The organism is Streptomyces sp. NPDC055254, assembly GCF_053606025.1.
The window spans coordinates 1-16,293 of the sequence record NZ_JBSGQV010000017.1 but is presented as its reverse complement, the minus strand read 5'-3'; the positions used below and the strand labels follow the sequence as shown (position 1 = coordinate 16,293).

The window sequence follows — 16,293 nt, the reverse complement described above, 5'->3', positions numbered from 1 at the left end:
TAGGTTCGCCGGAGTGGCGGTTGGATGTGCGGTGACGTCCGATCCGCCGCTGGAAGCCGCGGTGGCCGAGCCTGTCCGTGTGCGCAGACTGACTGACCAGGAAGGGCAGCGGCTGCAGCAGATCGTGCGCCGGGGCAGCACCAACTCGGTGCGCTACCGGCGCGCGATGATGTTGTTGGCCTCGGCCGGCGGGAACCGGGTGCCGGTGATCGCCCAGCTGGTGCAGGCCGACAAGGACACCGTGCGCGATGTGATCCACCGGTTCAATGAGATCGGCCTGGCCTGCCTGGATCCTCGGTGGGCGGGAGGCCGTCCCCGCCTGCTCAGTCGTGACGACGAGGATTTCGTCGTCCAGACGGCCACCGCCCGCCCCACCAAGCTCGGCCAGCCTTTCACCCGCTGGTCGCTGCGCGAACTCGTCGCCTACTGCGGAAAGTCCACGGCCGGGCGATCCGTATCGGCCGCGAGGCGTTACGCGGCCTGCCCGCCCGCCGCCGTGTCAGCTTCCAGCGCACCAAGACATGGAAGGAATCCCCGACCCTGACCGCGAGGCGAAGCCGGACCGGACCGAGGAGGTCCTTGACCGCTTGCCGGACCGGGTGGTTGCCTTCGACGAGTTCGGACCGCTCGGAATCCGGCCCACCGCAGGCTCGGGCCGGGCCGAACGCAAGCACCCCGACCGGGTGCCGGCACCTACCACCGCACCCACGGAGTCCGGTATTTCCACGGCTGCTACTCGGTCGGCGACGACCGCCTGTGGGGCGTCAACCGCCGCAAGAAGGGCACCGGAAACACGTTGGCCGCGCTGAAGTCGATCCGCGCCGCACGGCCCGACAGAGCACCGATCTACGTGATCATGGACAACCTGTCCGCCCACAAGGGCGCCGACATCCGGCGCCGGGCGAGGAAGAACAAGGTCGAGTTGTGCTTCACCCCGACCTACGCCTCGTGGGCGAACCCCATCGAGGCGCACTTCGGACCGCTGAGGCAGTTCACCATCGCCAACTCCAACCACCCCAACCACACCGTGAAGACCCGGGCCTTGCACGCCTACCTGCGCTGGCGCAACGCCAACGCCCGTCACCGCGACGTCCTGGCCGCCGAGCGTAAGGAACGTGCCCGCATCCGAAGCGAGAAGGCATCCGCTGGGGTGGCCGACCGATCTCAGCAGCAGCCTGACGAGGCACCCCCGACCGAACCTCTCCTCTGCGGCGGAGACGCCTGAGCCTATGCCCGGGGTGCGCCGTCCCAGCGCCATGTGGTGAGACGGGGGTGTCCGGGTAGTTCGGCGCGTCCGGTGGCCCACAAGAGGGTGGGCCAGGGATCCGTGGACGACGGTGCGTCCGGAAACAGCCGAGCGAGCACCCGAGAGCACAGATCGGCAGGCGGGCTCCATGCGAGACCGAGCCCTTGTGCCAGGTCGTGCGTGTGCACCAGGGTCTCCACGATCCCCATCGCGGCAAAGCCCTCGGGGTCCGAGACGCCGAAGACGTGGTGAGCGCGGGTCTGCGAGGGCGTCGTGCGCACCATGGCGACCAGCAGCGCGCCGCTCGCTTCCAGGACCTGCAGCAGGCCGACGGGCCCCGCCTTGCGGTCCGCGTGAATGGCGTTCGCTGGGCCGCCGGGACGTCGGCTCTCCCATACGAAGGGAACCTCACCATTCAAGGGCGGTGTTTTGGGGCCCAGTTGCGCAGCGTAGGAGAAGAGGTCGTCGCTGAGGTGCTCAACGGTTTCCCAGCAGTCCCATTCCAGCGAACCGGCCTTGCCTTCCCACGCGGCTGGGGGCGCCTCGCGAAGGCCTGCCACGGCGAGTTGCACGGCAAGGTCGAGGTCGTCCGCGGTGACGGGGGGCTGAGAGAGGGCAATATCGGCTGATCGGGACATGGCAGGACCGTACCGCGACCGGAGGGAGCCACCCCTCCTTTTTGATCACCGGCCCAGCAGCCCGGTGAAGGTTCGCGGTCACAGCACGTGCTGTGACCGGAAAGGTTCACCGGGTCGCGGCGCCCGGCACGGCACGACCAGCACCCGTAGGCGCATACGCTCGACGCGCCGGTGCAGGTGCAGGTGCAGGAGGGTGGAGCAACCCGTCGACGTCCATGGCCGCAACAGCGTGCAGGTCCACCAGGAGATCGCGCTCGTCCATGATCACGTGGTCCAGCGCGCGCTGGAGCACCTCTCCCGCACCCTCGTCGAGCTCCCCAGTGGCACTGATCAGAATCGAGCTGCCGCATGCTGGACGTCCACGTTGATCAATGTTCTGCTCCCGTCACCCGAGGGCTCGGACCTACGGGGCCCCATCCTGGCGCGACGCGGCGTAGGGCCGGTGTGCGGCGCGCTGAGGCACGCGTAGAGCCGGGACCGGGGTGCACCGGGAGGAGGCTGGACCGTTGCTTGGGGGATTGCTTTCAGCGGGGGGCCGAGGATGTGACCGAAGGTGGGACCCTCCTGAACAGCACAGTGCCGCATCCTTCCGGGACCCTCGCTGCCCAGGCCACAGGGGTTGAGGTGGATGCGGGCGCGTGGGGCGGGCAGAGAACGGTGGGCTGCCTGCAGGAGGTGTCGGGTCTTCTTCTCGGCGACGACGTAGTCGGCGTACCCAGCCGCACACGTGAGGAAGTGCAGGTCGTTGAGGTCGTTGTTGACCCACCGGTCCGCAGGGTTGCGAAGTCGGACGTAGGTGACTTCCAGGACTCTCCCCGGGAACGCAGTTGCTCACCAAGACGCTCGGTCGTGGGAGCACAGGCTCCTGGGGTGCGGCTTGATCAGACCCCTCACGGGTGGCGGGGTGGCGCCTGGCAGCAGCGCACGACAGCCTCAGCGCGGCGGTCCGACGATCACCTGGCCGTAGAGGTCGGCGGCTTCGGCGAGCACGTCGCTTGAAATTTCGAAGCCCTCGGGCCGGTCAGTGGTGACGTCACGTCCCGCGTGGCGGAACATGCCCTCGATTCCCGACGGCGTTGTGATCAGGAGGAGGTCCGCGGTGTCGGACGTGATGCGGTAGCCGTGGGGAACATTGCGGGGCAGGTAGACGATGCCTCCTTCAGAAAGTTCCCTCTGCTCGTCGCCCACCCACAGCAGCGCGGAGCCCTGGATGAGGAGGAAGACCTCGTCCTCCCGGGTGTGCAGGTGGAACGGTGGGGCCTCTCCCTTCGTGACGCGGAAGCGGCCCACGGTGAGCTGACCGTCGGTCGCCCGTCCGTCGAGCAGGACCGAGAAGGTGCCGCCGTGAAGCCATTCAAGAGTCTCCTGCTGCTCGGCCTGGGCGAGATAGGGCATGCTCATCGGTCGTCCTTTCGACAAAAGCTGCTGAATTAGGCGGCGGCGTCGCCTGACGAAAGAGCCTGCCCACGACCGTGGGCGGTCCATCGTCGGCTTCGAACCGTCGGTGCACTCGAACGCCATCGGAACCCTCGCGACTGGCACCAGTGAAGTCGGGTTCTGCGGGTGTACACCGGCATCCGCTGGGACACGGCCGATGCGTTCAGTGAATTGCTCCTATGGCAGGCGCCCGGCAGCATCCTGGTGCGTTGCGCTGGCCGCCCGCGCCCCAAGAGCCGATGCCGGACAGATCCGTGAGTTGTCGCGCCGTAGAACCGTCCTGCGGGAGCTGTCGGGGGCGGGCGCCTCCCAGCCGATGCGCGCCAACGGCCAGGTCACAGCCTGTTCCGTCCCATGAGAAGGTCCTTCTTTCAGCATGGCTCCCATGGCCGGATTCGGCATGAGGCTCATCGACATGCCGGCACCGGGACCGGAGCTGGACGCGGAGCCTGGGCCACTCGCCGCCGCGACGGAGCTGGCCGGGTTCAGCGACTCCGTCTGGTGGAGGCAGTAGCCCCCACGCAATGGCCGGTCCACCGCGGCCTAGGCGCGGCGGGGTCCAGGGGCTGGCTCCTGGGATTCACGGTCCGCAGTCGACGACGGGCAAGACCTCCTTCAGGTTCAGCCATGATCGTGCTCTCGTCCGACAACCAGCCGGCCCAGCCTCCTCGACGGGCCATCGTCCGAGCTCACGAGCACCTGACACCTCTCCCCCCGCGTTTGTGGCACCACCGATTGACCCCGGTGCCAGGTGGAGCACTACCGATCCGGCTCGTACGAACGGCCCCTCAGGAATCGGTGGACGACAAACCGCTCACATGGGGAGTTCCGGCTCTGATGGCACGAAGAGCCTCGAACATGCCTTATGGCGCACGAAGTTCAACGAACTGGCTGATTCATCCGTAGCCGCTCAATTGGTGTACCCACCAGACTTCTCGGTGGCAGCCCGAGCCTCGACGGTGCGGGCCGCCACGGCAATCTCGCCTCAGTCGAAGGAGGGGTAATGAACCGTCGGACAAAGTTCAGCCTGGCCGTAACGACCGGACTCGTCGGTGCAGCGCTCGCACTCGCGCCCGCGGCCCAGGCCGACGACGTCTCGATCAGCGGCTACGACAACTGCGCGTCCGGCTGGATCTGCTTCTACTCGGAGAGGGACGGGGGCGGACAGAAATGCCAGTGGTCCCAGAGTTCCACCGACACCCGTTCCCAGTGTTCATGGATGCGAGCCGGCACGAACACCCGGTCCGTCTACAACCGCACCGGTAGCAGGTTCCACTACTACCACAGCGTCAACTACACGAATCGGATCGGCAGCACCACCGCCGGCAACAGGGGAAATCTCGCGGGGACCTACACCATCGGCTCCCTCTGCGCCGGCTCCTGCCCGGGCTGACATCGACCTCCGGTGCGTGTGCCGGGACGAGATCCAGACCGGCGCCGCGCCGATGACCGAGATCGGGCAGTTCGGCCCCGGCGGCCGAGCTCTGTACGACCTGCGCCCCGGCGAGCGGCGCCGCGGGGACTGGTCCGGCGACACACCCTGACCGGTCGGCGGGTGACACCTACGTCCTGCCGTTCGTTGATCCCACACGTCTGTACTGCCGTCACCTGAAGAGATCGACGCCGCCCGCACGCCCAAGGGCGGGTGGACGCGTGCCCAGCTCGCCGAATGGGGCGTTCCATGGCCTGCGGAGAAGGGTTGGAAGGCGGAGACTTGCGGTCGAGTAGTCGGACGGTTCGCCTTGGCCGCCGCCCTCGGGGGCTGTACCCGGGGCGGTGGTCAGTACCCTCTGCCGGTACTCATGAATCAGAAGGCGCCGCAGACCTGCTTGCCATGGCCCTGGGCATCCACCCCGATGACCTTCACCACCGGGCCGTCGGCTTTGTTGCCCCAGTCCGCCACGATCAGGTGCTTGAAGGCGCTCAGGTCCGAAATGGTGCACGCCCGTTCCGTGGACAGGTTGATGAACGTGTGCGTGTCCGCATCGAGGACTGTCTCCTCCGAAGGCTCCAGCACATCGACGCCCTCGTCCACCTGGTCGTAGATGAGCACCTCCTGGTGACTCTTGTTGATGGTCTCCGTCCCGCTTGCCGCCCCCGCGTACGCAGGCGCTCCCATCATGCCGACCACGACGGCGCTGCTCGCAAGGAGCACCGCGGTCCTTGCCGCACTGCTTCGCACAGTGAGTACCACGTCAATCACCCTATTCCTGGCAGGTTCCGACAGGCTGCGACAGCAAGCCCATCGAACGACAACGGCATAGATCAATGCCGCTGACAGCCTGCGTTTCCCCACCCGCCACCGACGAGGACACACCGCACCCCGCACATCAACCACCCCATCGGCGCCACCCGAACCGCCATCCGCAGCACGAGCCTTGACCCGGGCCTTGCCCCCGGACCCTGGACACCGGAGAGACCTGGATCTTGCAGGTCCGGGAGAACGCGTCCCCGTGGATGAAGCACTGCCTGCCGGAGCCAAGGCGGTGGGGTGATGCCCGGCGCCCTGAGGTAGGGCGGGCTTACGGGGCCGGTCGCCCGTCGTGCTCTGGCTACCTCTTCGCAACCTGCGGCGTGTTGCGGTCAAGGGGCAGTATATCTGGCTAATGTCCGCTATCTGCCGTTCCGTCCCTCGGGGATGGCAATAGATCGGATGACAGGGAGATGTTGTGCGCAAGTTTCACCGGGCTGCTCTGGTAGCTGCCGTGGTCGGCAGCGTCAGTGTGTTGGGGGCTGGTGGTGCCTTCGTCCACGCCTATGGCAGTGCCACGGACGTGGTTGAGTGCGATCAGCGCTCCAAGATCACTCACGTGACGTTCCAGAACGGCCTCCTCAATGGCCCGCTCCTCGGTAGCGGCCCGGCGAGTGCGGCCGCTGCCCAGCAGATCTGCAGCGGCAGGGACAGCGTCGGCGTGAATGGCGCTTCCGCCCAGTCGGGCCCCGTCGTTGCAACCACACCCGCCCCCACGCCCACGCCCCCGCCCAGCGGCGAAGTGGTGTTCACCTCCGACGGAACCTTCACCGCGCCCGCGGGCGTCACGTCCGTGACCGCCCGAGTCTGGGGCGCGGGAGGCGGAGGCGGCGGAGCCGGCGGCTACGTCTCGTGCACCGTGCCGGTGACACCGGGCACCGTCTACACGGTCGACACAGGCGAAGGCGGAGACGGCGGCGAAGGCGGTGCACCTGGTGCCGTCGGCACGTCGGGCGGTAACGGCGAATCGGGAGAGGCTGCTGCCCTGCTCGCACCCGATGCCACCGTCCTGGCCAGCGCCACCGGCGGGCAGGGAGGCGGCGGCGGTGGCGTAGGTGGTGGTCCTGGGGGAATCGTCCCCGGGGCCGGCGGCGAGGGCGGCACCGGAACGTGCTCAGGAGCCGGCACGATCCAGAATGGCGGCGACGGTGCCCCCGGCATCCTCGACGCCGGCGGCCAGGGCGGCCTGCCCGCCCAGCCCGCACCGGACGGCCGTGCCGCAGGCGGCGACGGCGGCAATGCCGGAGGTGGCCTCGGCGCCCCCGGCGGTTCTGGAGAGCAGGGCGGCGACTCCTACGTCGTCATCTCATACTGACGTCCCTCCGGGACTTCCCAAAGATTCACCCCGAAGAGCCGAAGTCAGTAGAGGTCAGCTCCAACCTCCAGGTCTGAACCGTTCCACTGGCTCACTGACCCGACGGACGACGAGAGCTGACCCGAAGCCGGACACGCTACGGGCCCGGGGGGCCAGCCATGGTCCCCGGGGCCTGGCTGTGTGAGGTTCCCCGTTGCTCGGAAGTTGCTGATCAGCTGGTCAATAGGGGTTGACGGGTGTTCAGGGTTCGCTGGTTCGACCGTCGCCTGGTCGGCGTAGTACTCCTCCTCGAACTCGATCGGGCTGAGGAAGCCGAGCCGTTCCTGGATGCGACGGGAGTTATAGAAGCCATCGACGTACTCGAAGAGCGCGAGGTTCGCCTCAGCCCGGGTGGTGAAGGTCCGGTCCCGGAGGCCCTCGGTTTTGATGAGCATCCAGAGGTTCTCCGCGAGAGCGTTATCGTACGAATCGCCGACCGAGCCCCATGGATGCTTCAACTCCAGCTCGCAGCACCCGAGTTGTGAGCTTGACCGACGTATATTGACAGCCGTGGTCCGCATGATGAATCAGCTGGCCCGGGCTCGACCTCACGGGACGCGAGGGCGTACTCCAGGGCGGTCAGCACCAGGGCGGCGTCCGCGCGGGCGGAGGTCTCCCAGGCGACCACCCGGCGGGAGGAGGCGTCGCGGACAGCCGAGAGCCACAGGGGCCCTTCACCGGTGGAGATCATGGTGAGGTCGGTGACCCACAACCGGTTCGGAGCCGGTGCGGTGAAGTCCCTATTGACCAGGTCCGGGGCCAGGGTGGCCTTCGGGTTCCGGCGTGTGAACGGTGCGGCGGAGGATTCCTTCGCGGACCCGGCGTCCCAGTTCCGCGCGTAGTCCTTGGGCGTCGTCCAGTCCGATACCGCGGGCGATTTCACAGGCGCGCCAGGAGTGGCAGGGATCGGTTCGCAGGCATCGAGCCCGCACCCTGACCGCATCAGGCTCCGACAATGCCGCGAGCTTCTGGGCTCCGCTCAAAGAAGAGAGATCGGCGCCCGAGTGGCCCGACCGTGCCACCCCGGCGGCGAGGGTGGCGATGGCGAAACTCCCGAAACGGTCGGGGCGCCGACAACGGCGCCTACGTCGTCGCCGCCCCGAGAGAGATCCGGGACACGGGTCCAACCGGTGCAGGCTCTCCCGGACCACAGCCCGGCGCGGCTGTTGTCGATACCGTCCGGGAAGAGGCGTCAGTATGAGATGACGATGTAGGAGTCGCCGCCAGCTTCTCTGGGGTTGTCGGCCTGGGCAAATGCGCCGGCGTTTCCGCCGTCGCCGCCTGTGGCACGGCTGTCGGGCGCGGGTTGGGCGGGTACGCCGCCCGCGCCGCCGGTGGCGCCGATGCCGGGGGAGCCGTCGCCGCCGGGCAGGGTCGTACCGGCTGCTGAGCACATTCCGGTGCCGCCTGCGCCGCCGGCCCACGGGGGAGGAGCAAGCTGATCGCCGTCTTCGCTTCCGCCGCCGCCTTGCCCGCCGGTGGCGCTGGCCAGGGCGGTGGCATCGGGTAGCGAGCAGGCCCCACCGTCTCCAGGCTCCCCGTCTGCGCCGTCCGTGTTGTTTCCGCCGCCTGCGCCGCCTGCGCCGCCTGCTCCGCCTTCGCCCGTGTCGACCGTGTAGACGGTTCCCGGTGTCACCGCCACGGTGAACATGGCGAAGCCGCCGGCCCCGCCTCCGCCCCCACCGGACCCGGGGTTCGAGACGGCGCTCCCTCCGCCGGCTCCGCCGCCTCCGCCTCCCGCGCCCCAGACTCGGGCGGTGACGGACGTGACGCCCGCGGGTGCGGTGAAGGTTCCGTCGGAGGTGAACACCACTTCGCCGCTGGGCGGGGGCGTGGGGGTGGGGATGGTTCCGACGACGGGCCCCGGCTGGGCGGAGGCGCCATTTACGCTGCCCCTGCCCCTGCCCCTGCCCCTGCCCCTGCCGCTGCAGATCTGCTGGGCGGCGGTCGCTCTCGCCGGGCCGCTGCCGAGGAGCGGGCTATTGAGGAGGCCGTTCTGGAGCGTCAGGTGGGTGACTTCAGAGCGCTGATTGCACTCGAACACGTTTGCGCCGGGCCCGTGTCCCCGCTGCCGTAGGCGTGGACGAAGGCGCTGCCGGCTCCGAACACGCTGGCGCTTCCGATCATGGCAGCTACCAGAGCAGCCCGGTGAAGCTTGCGCACTACATCGCCTTGTCATCCGAGTTGCTGCCATCCGTGATGGATGGCACGTCAGATAGCGGCATAGCCAGCGAGGTTTGCAACCCTTTGGCTGCAACACGCCTCAATTCGCGAAGAGGTGACCAGAGCGCGACGGGCGACCGGTCTCGTAGACACGCCCTACCTCAGGGCGCCGCCGGACATCACCTCCGCGCTCTGTGCACCACGGGCCCCGGGCGGTCAGCCTCGACGTCCCCGGGGCCGTTCTTGGAGTCGCATCGTTCAACCGGGCCGCGACCCCGGGTCGGGTGTGCCGGGTCGTTACAGGACGCCGGGCAGAACACTGCTGACGGTGGAGGCGAGGCCGCTGAGGAGGCCGCCGGTCGTGGCGGAGGCTCCATTCAGGCCGCGGCTGTCCCTCCCGCTGCAGATCTGCTGGGGAGACGTTGCGGTCGCCGGGCCGCTACCGAGGAGCGGGCCGTTGATGAGGCCGTTCTGGTACGTCACCTGTGTGACCTCGGACTGCTGATTGCAGACGATTGCGTTGCCGGGCTGGCCCGTCTCCCTGTCGCCGTGGGCGGAAGCGACACCGGCACCGAAGATGCTGATACCTCCGACCATGGCAGTTACCAGGGCAACCTTGCGAAGCTTGCGCACGGCATCTCCTCTTCCTCAGAGTCACTGCCATCCTTTGGATGGAATTACAAACGTGGACGCTATGTGAGATTCGTGCCCTTTTGAGTGCGACACGCCTACGGCGTGGCCTGGGAGACCTCCGCCCGCGCGGAGGCCGCCCTGGTTCTTGGCCCCACCACGTGCAGCCTGCCCCACCGCCCGCCCGCGGCCGCCGGGGGCACACGTGGTACCGCGGGCGCCGGCCGGCTTCCCGGATGCTCGAAGGCCGCGCGGTCCCGAACCTGCCTCCCCTTCGATGCCGCCCTTGTCCCTGCGTCCACGCTCCCCGTTCGTCCACACACTGGCCCCGGCGTCGCGCACGGTTGCCGAGGCAAGCGAGTTCCCTGGGCAGGGCCCAGCAGTGGTGCATCACGTGCAGCTTTGTCGTGGGAGGCGGCGGCCGGTTCGCCCAGCAGATTGCCGCGCGCAGGACACCGCGGTTGAGCACATGAAGATCCGCATTCTGCCGTGGTGGACGGTCAGAGCCATGCCGTCCCGGTTCCCACTGGGCGAGGGTGTGAGGTCTCTCCAGAACGGGATCCCGGCCAAGGCGCCGCACATTCCGGTGTAGGCCTTGTGGCCCCCCGCCCCCGCACAATGCGCCATACCTTGTCGTGGTAAACGGTGATGGCCGCCTGCTTTTCCGTCTCCCCCCGGGGTGTCGCAGGAGGGGCTTCAGCCGGCCGCCGCCCGGTGACCCCTGCCCAAAGGGGACCGCCGGCCCCGGACGCCCCGCGACGCCGGGACAGGGACCGGTGGACTCTCGGCACACTGGGCCCGGTGCCGGACACCCTGATGCTCTGGACGACCCACTACATCAACGCCAGGTGCGAGCAATCGGGTCCGGCCCAGGCGAGCCGAAAAGGACTAGCTGGAGAGGTCAGCCCACCACCTTCTGTCCGAGGACGCCTCGGAGGAGGCCCGCCGCAGTGTTGTGCACCTGCCCGAACGGGTCTTCGATGGTGTCGTGGAGCGTGTCAACGACGACCGGGGCGACGTTGGCAAGGTTCTGCGCTTCGGCGGCACTGGCCTGAGCGGTTCCTGTAGTTGCCAGGGCAGCGCCCGTCAGGATCACGGCTGCAAATGTGCGCTTCGTGGTACTCATGTCCGCCGTAACGTTCACCACCGCCTCAGGGACACGGGAGCGAGGCAACCGGGTGACATCCGGCCCCGACACCACACCCTGCCGTGCGGCGTCCGCTTCAAGATCCACCCCATCGCAAACGACTGTACGACCGTTCCCTGATGCCGAAGCAGCCCGCCCGACTGGGCGTGCCCGGGATGCTGCGTCGCTGGGACCATGCCTCCATGTCCTGCGGATGCAACGCCGGCCTGGCCGTCCAGTCGCATGACGGCGGCACCCGCTACCCCGGGGACCCCCGCCGCCCGGCACGGCGAGCTCTCCTCACCCCCCGGCCACCAGACGCGGGCGGCGCCGCCCGTACGCGATCTGAACTGGGTCACCAACCGCATCCGGGGCTACAGAGAAGCAACGGCATGAGCGACGGGCAGTACCTGTCGTCGCTGGTGGACTGGACCCTCACCCAGCGGGAACAGCTGGGCGCGCGTCCGTACCGGACGTGCCTCGCGCTGTGCCCGGAGGAGGCGCTGGCGGCGTTCGCCGCGGCAGGAGTCCGTCCGGCTCGGCCCTCGTCCCGGCCCGTGCTCGCGCCACGGATTCTGCGCCTGGCCGACGCTGTTCCGCCGCGCAGCCGATGCTGCCCGCACCGAACACCGCGATCCGCGGCCGCTGATCGCCGGTAGGGCAAGGCATGTCGGCATCACTCCTGGGCCGCAGTGGTACCCGAAAGTAGGGTGGAAGGGCCAGCGGTCTCATTGCCGATCTTGTCGTAGGGTGTCGGCGATGCTGGACGTTCAAGGGCATCGATCCTGCGGCAGCGCACCCTCGCTCCGCCGACTTCCGTAAAAGCCCTCCGAGTGCGAGCGGCCGCCTCCTAGCTCCCGGCGGCGGCTGCACCCGTGACGCTTTCAGTTACGAGTTCTGCACGCCGGCACCTTGCCCGGCGCGCCGCGCTCCGGGGGCCCGCCCCGGGGTAGCCGTGGTGAGGGCAGCCTCGTGGACCGGTGGCTCTGGTGAGCGGCTACCCGTGCGCCGTGTCCGCCTGACGGCGGTCAACGCAACTCGCTACGTGTCGATGTTGATGGCGGCGAAGATCGCGGTGCCTTCGGCGTTGGTGACTATGGCAGGACCGGCATTGCGGGAGCCTGGGTAGGTCAAGGCTTTTCTGTGGCCGGGACTGTTGAACCAGGCTTCGATGATCCGCTCGGGTGGGGTACCGGTCCCTCCCTTGAAGAGGACCTCATGGCCGCAGTGTTCGAGGTTCGCCTGCTGCGCGTTCTTCTGCACGCAGGTACGGGCGGCCCGGGCCAGGCTGTCGCTCCGCTCGACCTCGGGCAGCCCGAGCCCACGGCGCCGTTCGTTGAGCAGCGTCAGCAAACGGCCCTCCGCTGACTGATCGGCCGCCGACCGGGCAGGCGCCGGCGCCGCCGACCGGGAAGGCGCGGGCGCCGCCGACCGGGAGGGCGCGGGCGCCACTGTCGTCGGAGGGCGGCTGGGTGAAGGCTTCGGTATCGAGGATGCTTTCGACGGCTTCGCAATCGGCTCCGGCTCCTGAGCCGCCGCCGTCGACTGCACCGGGGACAGCGCACCGGCATTCGGCGGCGTGGTGGGCGAGACGGCAGAAGGCGGGGCGGCCTTGGGATTCGTGGCTGTGGTGAGGCCGGAACCGGTGAAGGCGATGACGGAAGCGGCTGTGGCGGCACCCATGGTGGCTGCTGCCGCGAGACTCAGCAGCCAGGGGTGCGCCGCCATCCACCCCGCGCCGGGGGCAATGGAGCCGCCCGACGCCTTTGTCGCGGTGCTGCTGGAGCCACTGGCCGTGGAGCCGGAGAGGTCGGCACTGCCCCAACCGAACAACAGGGCGAAGGGAGCCAGTGCTCTGAGACGGGCGTTGAGGTGCTCGATGTCTGCGAATGCTGTCGAGCACCGGTCACAACCGTCCAGGTGGCGCATCAGACCGCGATGGCGCTTGCCTCGGTTTCGCGCTGCCGAACCCATCAGGCCCGCATAGTGCCGGCACTCCGCGTCGCCGCCCTCACGTATGTGCGCCTGGAGGTAGGCCGTGCGCAACCCCTCCTGGGCGCGGGCGAGCAGTGTGGAGACGCCGCTGGGTGTCATCCCCAGCAACGGGGCCACCTCTGCGGTCGCACGTTCATCGACCAGCCGGTGCCAGAGAACCGCCTGCCAGTGCTCCGGCAGGGAACGGAAGCTGCGTATCAGCAGGCGTGTCTCCTCGTTGCGGAGCAGAGTCCGTTCAGGTTCCGTGGTGTCGGGCAGGGACTCGCTCCAGGCTTCGAAGTCCGCGAGCGGTACGTGCGCACGCTGCGCCTTCGCGTCCTGGGCGGCGGTGTTGCGCACGACGACACACAGGTACGGACGCCAGGATCCGGTGGGGCCGGCACCTTGCCGCACCGCGTGCAGGGTGCGCGTGAATGCCTCTGACGCAAGATCGTCGGGTGTGTGTGCACTGGCGAAGCGCCGTGCGTACGCGAGAACGGCCGCACGGTGGCGTCGGTAGAGCTCGGACAGCGCTCGTGCCGTGTCATCCTGCACGCTCCGATCCGCTGGCCGGTCGTCACGGGCTACATCCTCGCGGTGGGAGGCACGGATCATGGCCGTGAGCTCTTCATCAGACAGGTCGGTGGGGTCGCTGGAGCGGGGGAACACGAAGTCTCCGGTTGTCGTACGCCAGTGCTGCGAAGCGACACCCGTGCGCAGGGGCCGTCGCCTGCTCAGATAAACAGATGTGCATAACAGATCCGTAACGGGGTGAGATGGTCGCTCGCCGTGAGGCTCCTGAAGGACGACAGGTCTTTCAGAAACCGCTGCCGCTCACCACGGCAGTGGTCCTCTCACCAGTTGGAAGTACGCATGACACGCCACCGTGCGCCAGACCGCCCCCGCAACCGCCGACGTCAACCCAAGACCGCTCGCTTCTCCACCGTCAATGCCGCATGGCTCGTCCCGGCCGCCGTCGCCCTCTGCCTGGCCGGGTGCGCTGCCTTGGACGATGACCCAGGATGGGGAGGCGGCGGCAACAAGGCGGAAGCCGCCCAGGGATCGGCTGCGCCGGTCGCCGCACGCCCTTCGCTCGTAGTGGGTTCTCCGGCGCAGTCGACGGCGGCGGCTCAGGAGCCGGAGCCGATTGCGAAGCCGTCGAAAGCATCCTCGATACCGAAGCCTTCACCCAGCCGCCCTCCGACGACAGTGGCGCCCGCGCCTTCCCGGTCGGCGGCGCCGGCGCCTTCCCGGTCGGCGGCCGATCAGTCAGCGGAGGGCCGTTTGCTGACGCTGCTCAACGAACGGCGCCGTGGGCTCGGGCTGCCCGAGGTCGAGCGGAGCGACAGCCTGGCCCGGGCCGCCCGTACCTGCGTGCAGAAGAACGCGCAGCAGGCGAACCTCGAACACTGCGGCCATGAGGTCCTCTTCAAGGGAGGGACCGGTACCCCACCCGAGCGGATCATCGAAGCCTGGTTCAACAGTCCCGGCCACAGAAAAGCCTTGACCTACCCAGGCTCCCGCAATGCCGGTCCTGCCATAGTCACCAACGCCGAAGGCACCGCGATCTTCGCCGCCATCAACATCGACACGTGATATCGCAACAAGGAGTCGGCAGGAACTTCCTGGTCGACGAGTGACAGGAGAACGCCGCTGCCTTCTGGCAGCGGGGCCCAGAGCTTCTTCGGCCGTACGGCAGGCACGCCACCCTTTTGCCGACACCGTGGTCGCCGCATCATGCACAAGGAAATCAGGAGCAATGACCGCAGAGAGCAGCCCGCGAAATCCGTCCGCGAACAGCGATGCCCGTAACGGTGGAGACACGGCCAGCGAAGCACGGCGCTCCTCTCCCGCTACCGGCCCAGTGGCAGGAGCGCCCCTGCCCAATGTCTTCCATCCCACCGCACCGGCTCCGCTCGACGAATCCTGGATAGCCGCCTTTGCGGATAAGCAGGTCCCGTTGGATCCGACCGCCCAGAGAGGCCACGATTCCAGTGGCCTCGCGGACCGAACGGAACTGGTGGCCGGGCAAAGGGGATCCGCCCACCGGAGATCGGCACTTGACCGCCGAATCCGCACGGCGCTAGTGGCCGGCGTGAGCGCTGCTGCCTTGACGGGCGCCATGCTGGTCTTCGGCGACGACGAGCAGCGAGCCGATGTCGGGATGCCTTCGGGTGTCGTGCGCTCGCCTGTGGAGCCTCTCACCCTGAGGCTCAACGGAAGCGTGGGGGCAAGTACAGCAGCGGACCTTCCCACCTCAAGGGCCAGTGAATCACCCTCCGCTTCCGCTCCGACGCCCACCAAGACGGCTGCACGGCGGCACAGCGCTGCGCCTGATGTCTCCAGCAGCCCCCAGAAACTCGCTTACGTAGGTGCTGCGTCGGCGCTCTGCCTGGATGCTTCCAACACACGACTGCACCTTGCCGGCTGCGACAGTCGAGCCACCCAGCTGTTCACCTACGGCAGCACCCACGAGCTGCGGACCGCGACCGGCCTGTGCGCCGGGGCATCCAGCGGCGAGTCTCGCGGTGCTCTCGTCGTCGCCGAGGAATGCAACGCCGGCCAGGACCAGCGCTGGACGATCACCGGGGACGGCAGCATTCAGCAAGGAACTCTCTGCCTGGACGCCTTGAACGCAGGGACCGGACCCGGAACCCTGATACAGCTGTGGGACTGCGGCGGCGGCGGCAACCAGGACTGGCGTGCGTCTGCTCCCCGTCACTGACAGGCTCACGGAAAGGTCGGCACTTCGCTGCCCGGACACAGATGACAGCTTGACCCGCTGGCGAGCAACTGGGGCCGCCGGCGTCACACCCTGCGCGGCCTGTTCTGGGGCACTTCGCGGAACTCATCGCCGCGGAGAAATTGCGTCAAGGCCCACGTGCACCACTGCGCCGCCGCCAGGACCGCCGTCGCGTCCAGTGCCGGGGCCAGGTGTGAGTGGGCGGTGGGGTGGCAGCGGGTGGGTGCCAGCGGGATCGTGGAGTGGATGTCCTGGTAGCGGGTGCAGGACGGGGTTGTGGTCGCTGTCATGGGGTGACCAAGCGGATGTTGTGGTGTGGCCAGCAGGTTGGTTGCTGGCTGTCATGGTTTTCGCTGTCCCTACGGCCCGACCGGCCTGCAAGAAAGCGTTCGATCGCGTTCGACCGCCGGTCCACCTCCGCGATCCACCGCCTCCCGCAGACGGTGCACTCCACCACGCCGGCCCCGTCCCGCACGGGCTATCTGGTCCAGGGCCGTGTACGTGGTGGTACCCGAACGAGGGCCGCATTACCGACGTGAAGCTCCAGAAACGCATCATGGCGGGCCGCGCCGGCGTTCCACTCCGACACCGAGTCGTACTGGTAGCCCACCTACGCCGCCGCTACGCGGACCAGCCGACCACGCCATCGAGACGGCAGCCGGATACGGAAATCAGGAGCCCGTAGGCGAACGCGCTCACGGTTGAATGGGCTCTGCCGGGGGCCGGGCGGG

Annotated in this window: 17 protein-coding genes and 1 pseudogene; 8 read left to right on the top strand and 10 right to left on the bottom strand. The window is 68.4% G+C overall.

The genetic code is table 11. The features are described 5' to 3' along the window. Positions 1–61 precede the first annotated feature (61 nt). Positions 62–1,179 (top strand): annotated as a pseudogene (locus tag ACWFQ8_RS18190) (IS630 family transposase). A gap of 48 nt (positions 1,180–1,227) precedes the next feature. On the opposite strand, the gene ACWFQ8_RS18185 reads toward ACWFQ8_RS18190, so the two are convergent. Further along, the gene (locus ACWFQ8_RS18185) at positions 1,228–1,884 is read right to left on the bottom strand and encodes a hypothetical protein (protein ID WP_453787247.1); all 657 of its coding nucleotides are present in this window, start codon (positions 1,882–1,884) and stop codon (positions 1,228–1,230) included. Between the two features lie 193 nt (positions 1,885–2,077). Between ACWFQ8_RS18185 and ACWFQ8_RS18180 the strand changes: the two genes are divergently transcribed. Continuing rightward, the gene (locus tag ACWFQ8_RS18180) at positions 2,078–2,353 is read left to right on the top strand and encodes a hypothetical protein (protein ID WP_453787246.1); all 276 of its coding nucleotides are present in this window, start codon (positions 2,078–2,080) and stop codon (positions 2,351–2,353) included. A 464-nt stretch (positions 2,354–2,817) separates the two neighbouring features. On the opposite strand, the gene ACWFQ8_RS18175 is transcribed toward ACWFQ8_RS18180, so the two are convergent. After that, complete coding sequence (locus tag ACWFQ8_RS18175; RefSeq protein WP_453787245.1) at positions 2,818–3,285, bottom strand: cupin domain-containing protein; 468 nt, start codon at positions 3,283–3,285, stop codon at positions 2,818–2,820. 421 nt (positions 3,286–3,706) lie between these two features. On the opposite strand from ACWFQ8_RS18175, the gene ACWFQ8_RS18170 reads away from it, so the two are divergent. From ACWFQ8_RS18170 to ACWFQ8_RS18160, 3 genes are all read left to right on the top strand, one after another. Next, entirely contained in the window at positions 3,707–3,835 is a 129-nt protein-coding gene (locus tag ACWFQ8_RS18170; RefSeq protein WP_453787244.1) for a hypothetical protein, read from the top strand. Positions 3,836–4,324: 489 nt separating this feature from the next. After that, entirely contained in the window at positions 4,325–4,714 is a 390-nt protein-coding gene (locus ACWFQ8_RS18165; protein ID WP_453787243.1) for a peptidase inhibitor family I36 protein, read from the top strand. Positions 4,715–4,730: 16 nt separating this feature from the next. Continuing rightward, a complete protein-coding gene (locus ACWFQ8_RS18160) occupies positions 4,731–4,865 on the top strand; it encodes a hypothetical protein (RefSeq protein ID WP_453787242.1) in 135 nt (44 codons plus the stop codon). Positions 4,866–5,128: 263 nt separating this feature from the next. On the opposite strand, the gene ACWFQ8_RS18155 is transcribed toward ACWFQ8_RS18160, so the two are convergent. After that, positions 5,129–5,476, bottom strand: coding sequence for a hypothetical protein (locus tag ACWFQ8_RS18155; RefSeq protein WP_453787241.1), 348 nt, complete (start codon positions 5,474–5,476; stop codon positions 5,129–5,131). A gap of 514 nt (positions 5,477–5,990) precedes the next feature. Between ACWFQ8_RS18155 and ACWFQ8_RS18150 the strand changes: the two genes are divergently transcribed. After that, complete coding sequence (locus tag ACWFQ8_RS18150) at positions 5,991–6,887, top strand: hypothetical protein (RefSeq protein WP_453787240.1); 897 nt, start codon at positions 5,991–5,993, stop codon at positions 6,885–6,887. 44 nt (positions 6,888–6,931) lie between these two features. Here the strand turns inward: ACWFQ8_RS18150 and ACWFQ8_RS18145 are convergent, their stop codons facing one another. The 6 genes from ACWFQ8_RS18145 to ACWFQ8_RS18120 all read right to left on the bottom strand — a co-directional run bounded on the left by ACWFQ8_RS18145 (position 6,932) and on the right by ACWFQ8_RS18120 (position 13,488). Next, positions 6,932–7,321 carry an IS3 family transposase gene (locus tag ACWFQ8_RS18145; protein WP_453787239.1) on the bottom strand — a complete coding sequence of 130 codons (390 nt, stop codon included), beginning with the start codon at positions 7,319–7,321 and terminating at the stop codon, positions 6,932–6,934. 59 nt (positions 7,322–7,380) lie between these two features. Continuing rightward, positions 7,381–7,677, bottom strand: coding sequence for a DDE-type integrase/transposase/recombinase (locus ACWFQ8_RS18140; protein ID WP_453787355.1), 297 nt, complete (start codon positions 7,675–7,677; stop codon positions 7,381–7,383). 441 nt (positions 7,678–8,118) lie between these two features. Continuing rightward, positions 8,119–8,577 (bottom strand): hypothetical protein, encoded by a 459-nt coding sequence (locus ACWFQ8_RS18135; protein ID WP_453787238.1) that lies wholly within the window; start codon positions 8,575–8,577, stop codon positions 8,119–8,121. 809 nt (positions 8,578–9,386) lie between these two features. Continuing rightward, positions 9,387–9,722: a hypothetical protein gene (locus ACWFQ8_RS18130; RefSeq protein ID WP_453787237.1), complete on the bottom strand. Its 336-nt coding sequence runs from the start codon at positions 9,720–9,722 to the stop codon at positions 9,387–9,389. Between the two features lie 898 nt (positions 9,723–10,620). Next, entirely contained in the window at positions 10,621–10,953 is a 333-nt protein-coding gene (locus tag ACWFQ8_RS18125; RefSeq protein WP_453787236.1) for a hypothetical protein, read from the bottom strand. 933 nt (positions 10,954–11,886) lie between these two features. Continuing rightward, entirely contained in the window at positions 11,887–13,488 is a 1,602-nt protein-coding gene (locus tag ACWFQ8_RS18120) for a sigma-70 family RNA polymerase sigma factor (protein WP_453787235.1), read from the bottom strand. 615 nt (positions 13,489–14,103) lie between these two features. Between ACWFQ8_RS18120 and ACWFQ8_RS18115 the strand changes: the two genes are divergently transcribed. Both ACWFQ8_RS18115 and ACWFQ8_RS18110 read left to right on the top strand, forming a co-directional pair. After that, positions 14,104–14,415 carry a CAP domain-containing protein gene (locus tag ACWFQ8_RS18115; RefSeq protein ID WP_453787234.1) on the top strand — a complete coding sequence of 104 codons (312 nt, stop codon included), beginning with the start codon at positions 14,104–14,106 and terminating at the stop codon, positions 14,413–14,415. A gap of 163 nt (positions 14,416–14,578) precedes the next feature. Beyond that, entirely contained in the window at positions 14,579–15,544 is a 966-nt protein-coding gene (locus tag ACWFQ8_RS18110) for a ricin-type beta-trefoil lectin domain protein (RefSeq protein ID WP_453787233.1), read from the top strand. Between the two features lie 83 nt (positions 15,545–15,627). On the opposite strand, the gene ACWFQ8_RS18105 is transcribed toward ACWFQ8_RS18110, so the two are convergent. After that, positions 15,628–15,852 (bottom strand): hypothetical protein, encoded by a 225-nt coding sequence (locus ACWFQ8_RS18105; protein WP_453787232.1) that lies wholly within the window; start codon positions 15,850–15,852, stop codon positions 15,628–15,630. Positions 15,853–16,293: the final 441 nt, after the last annotated feature.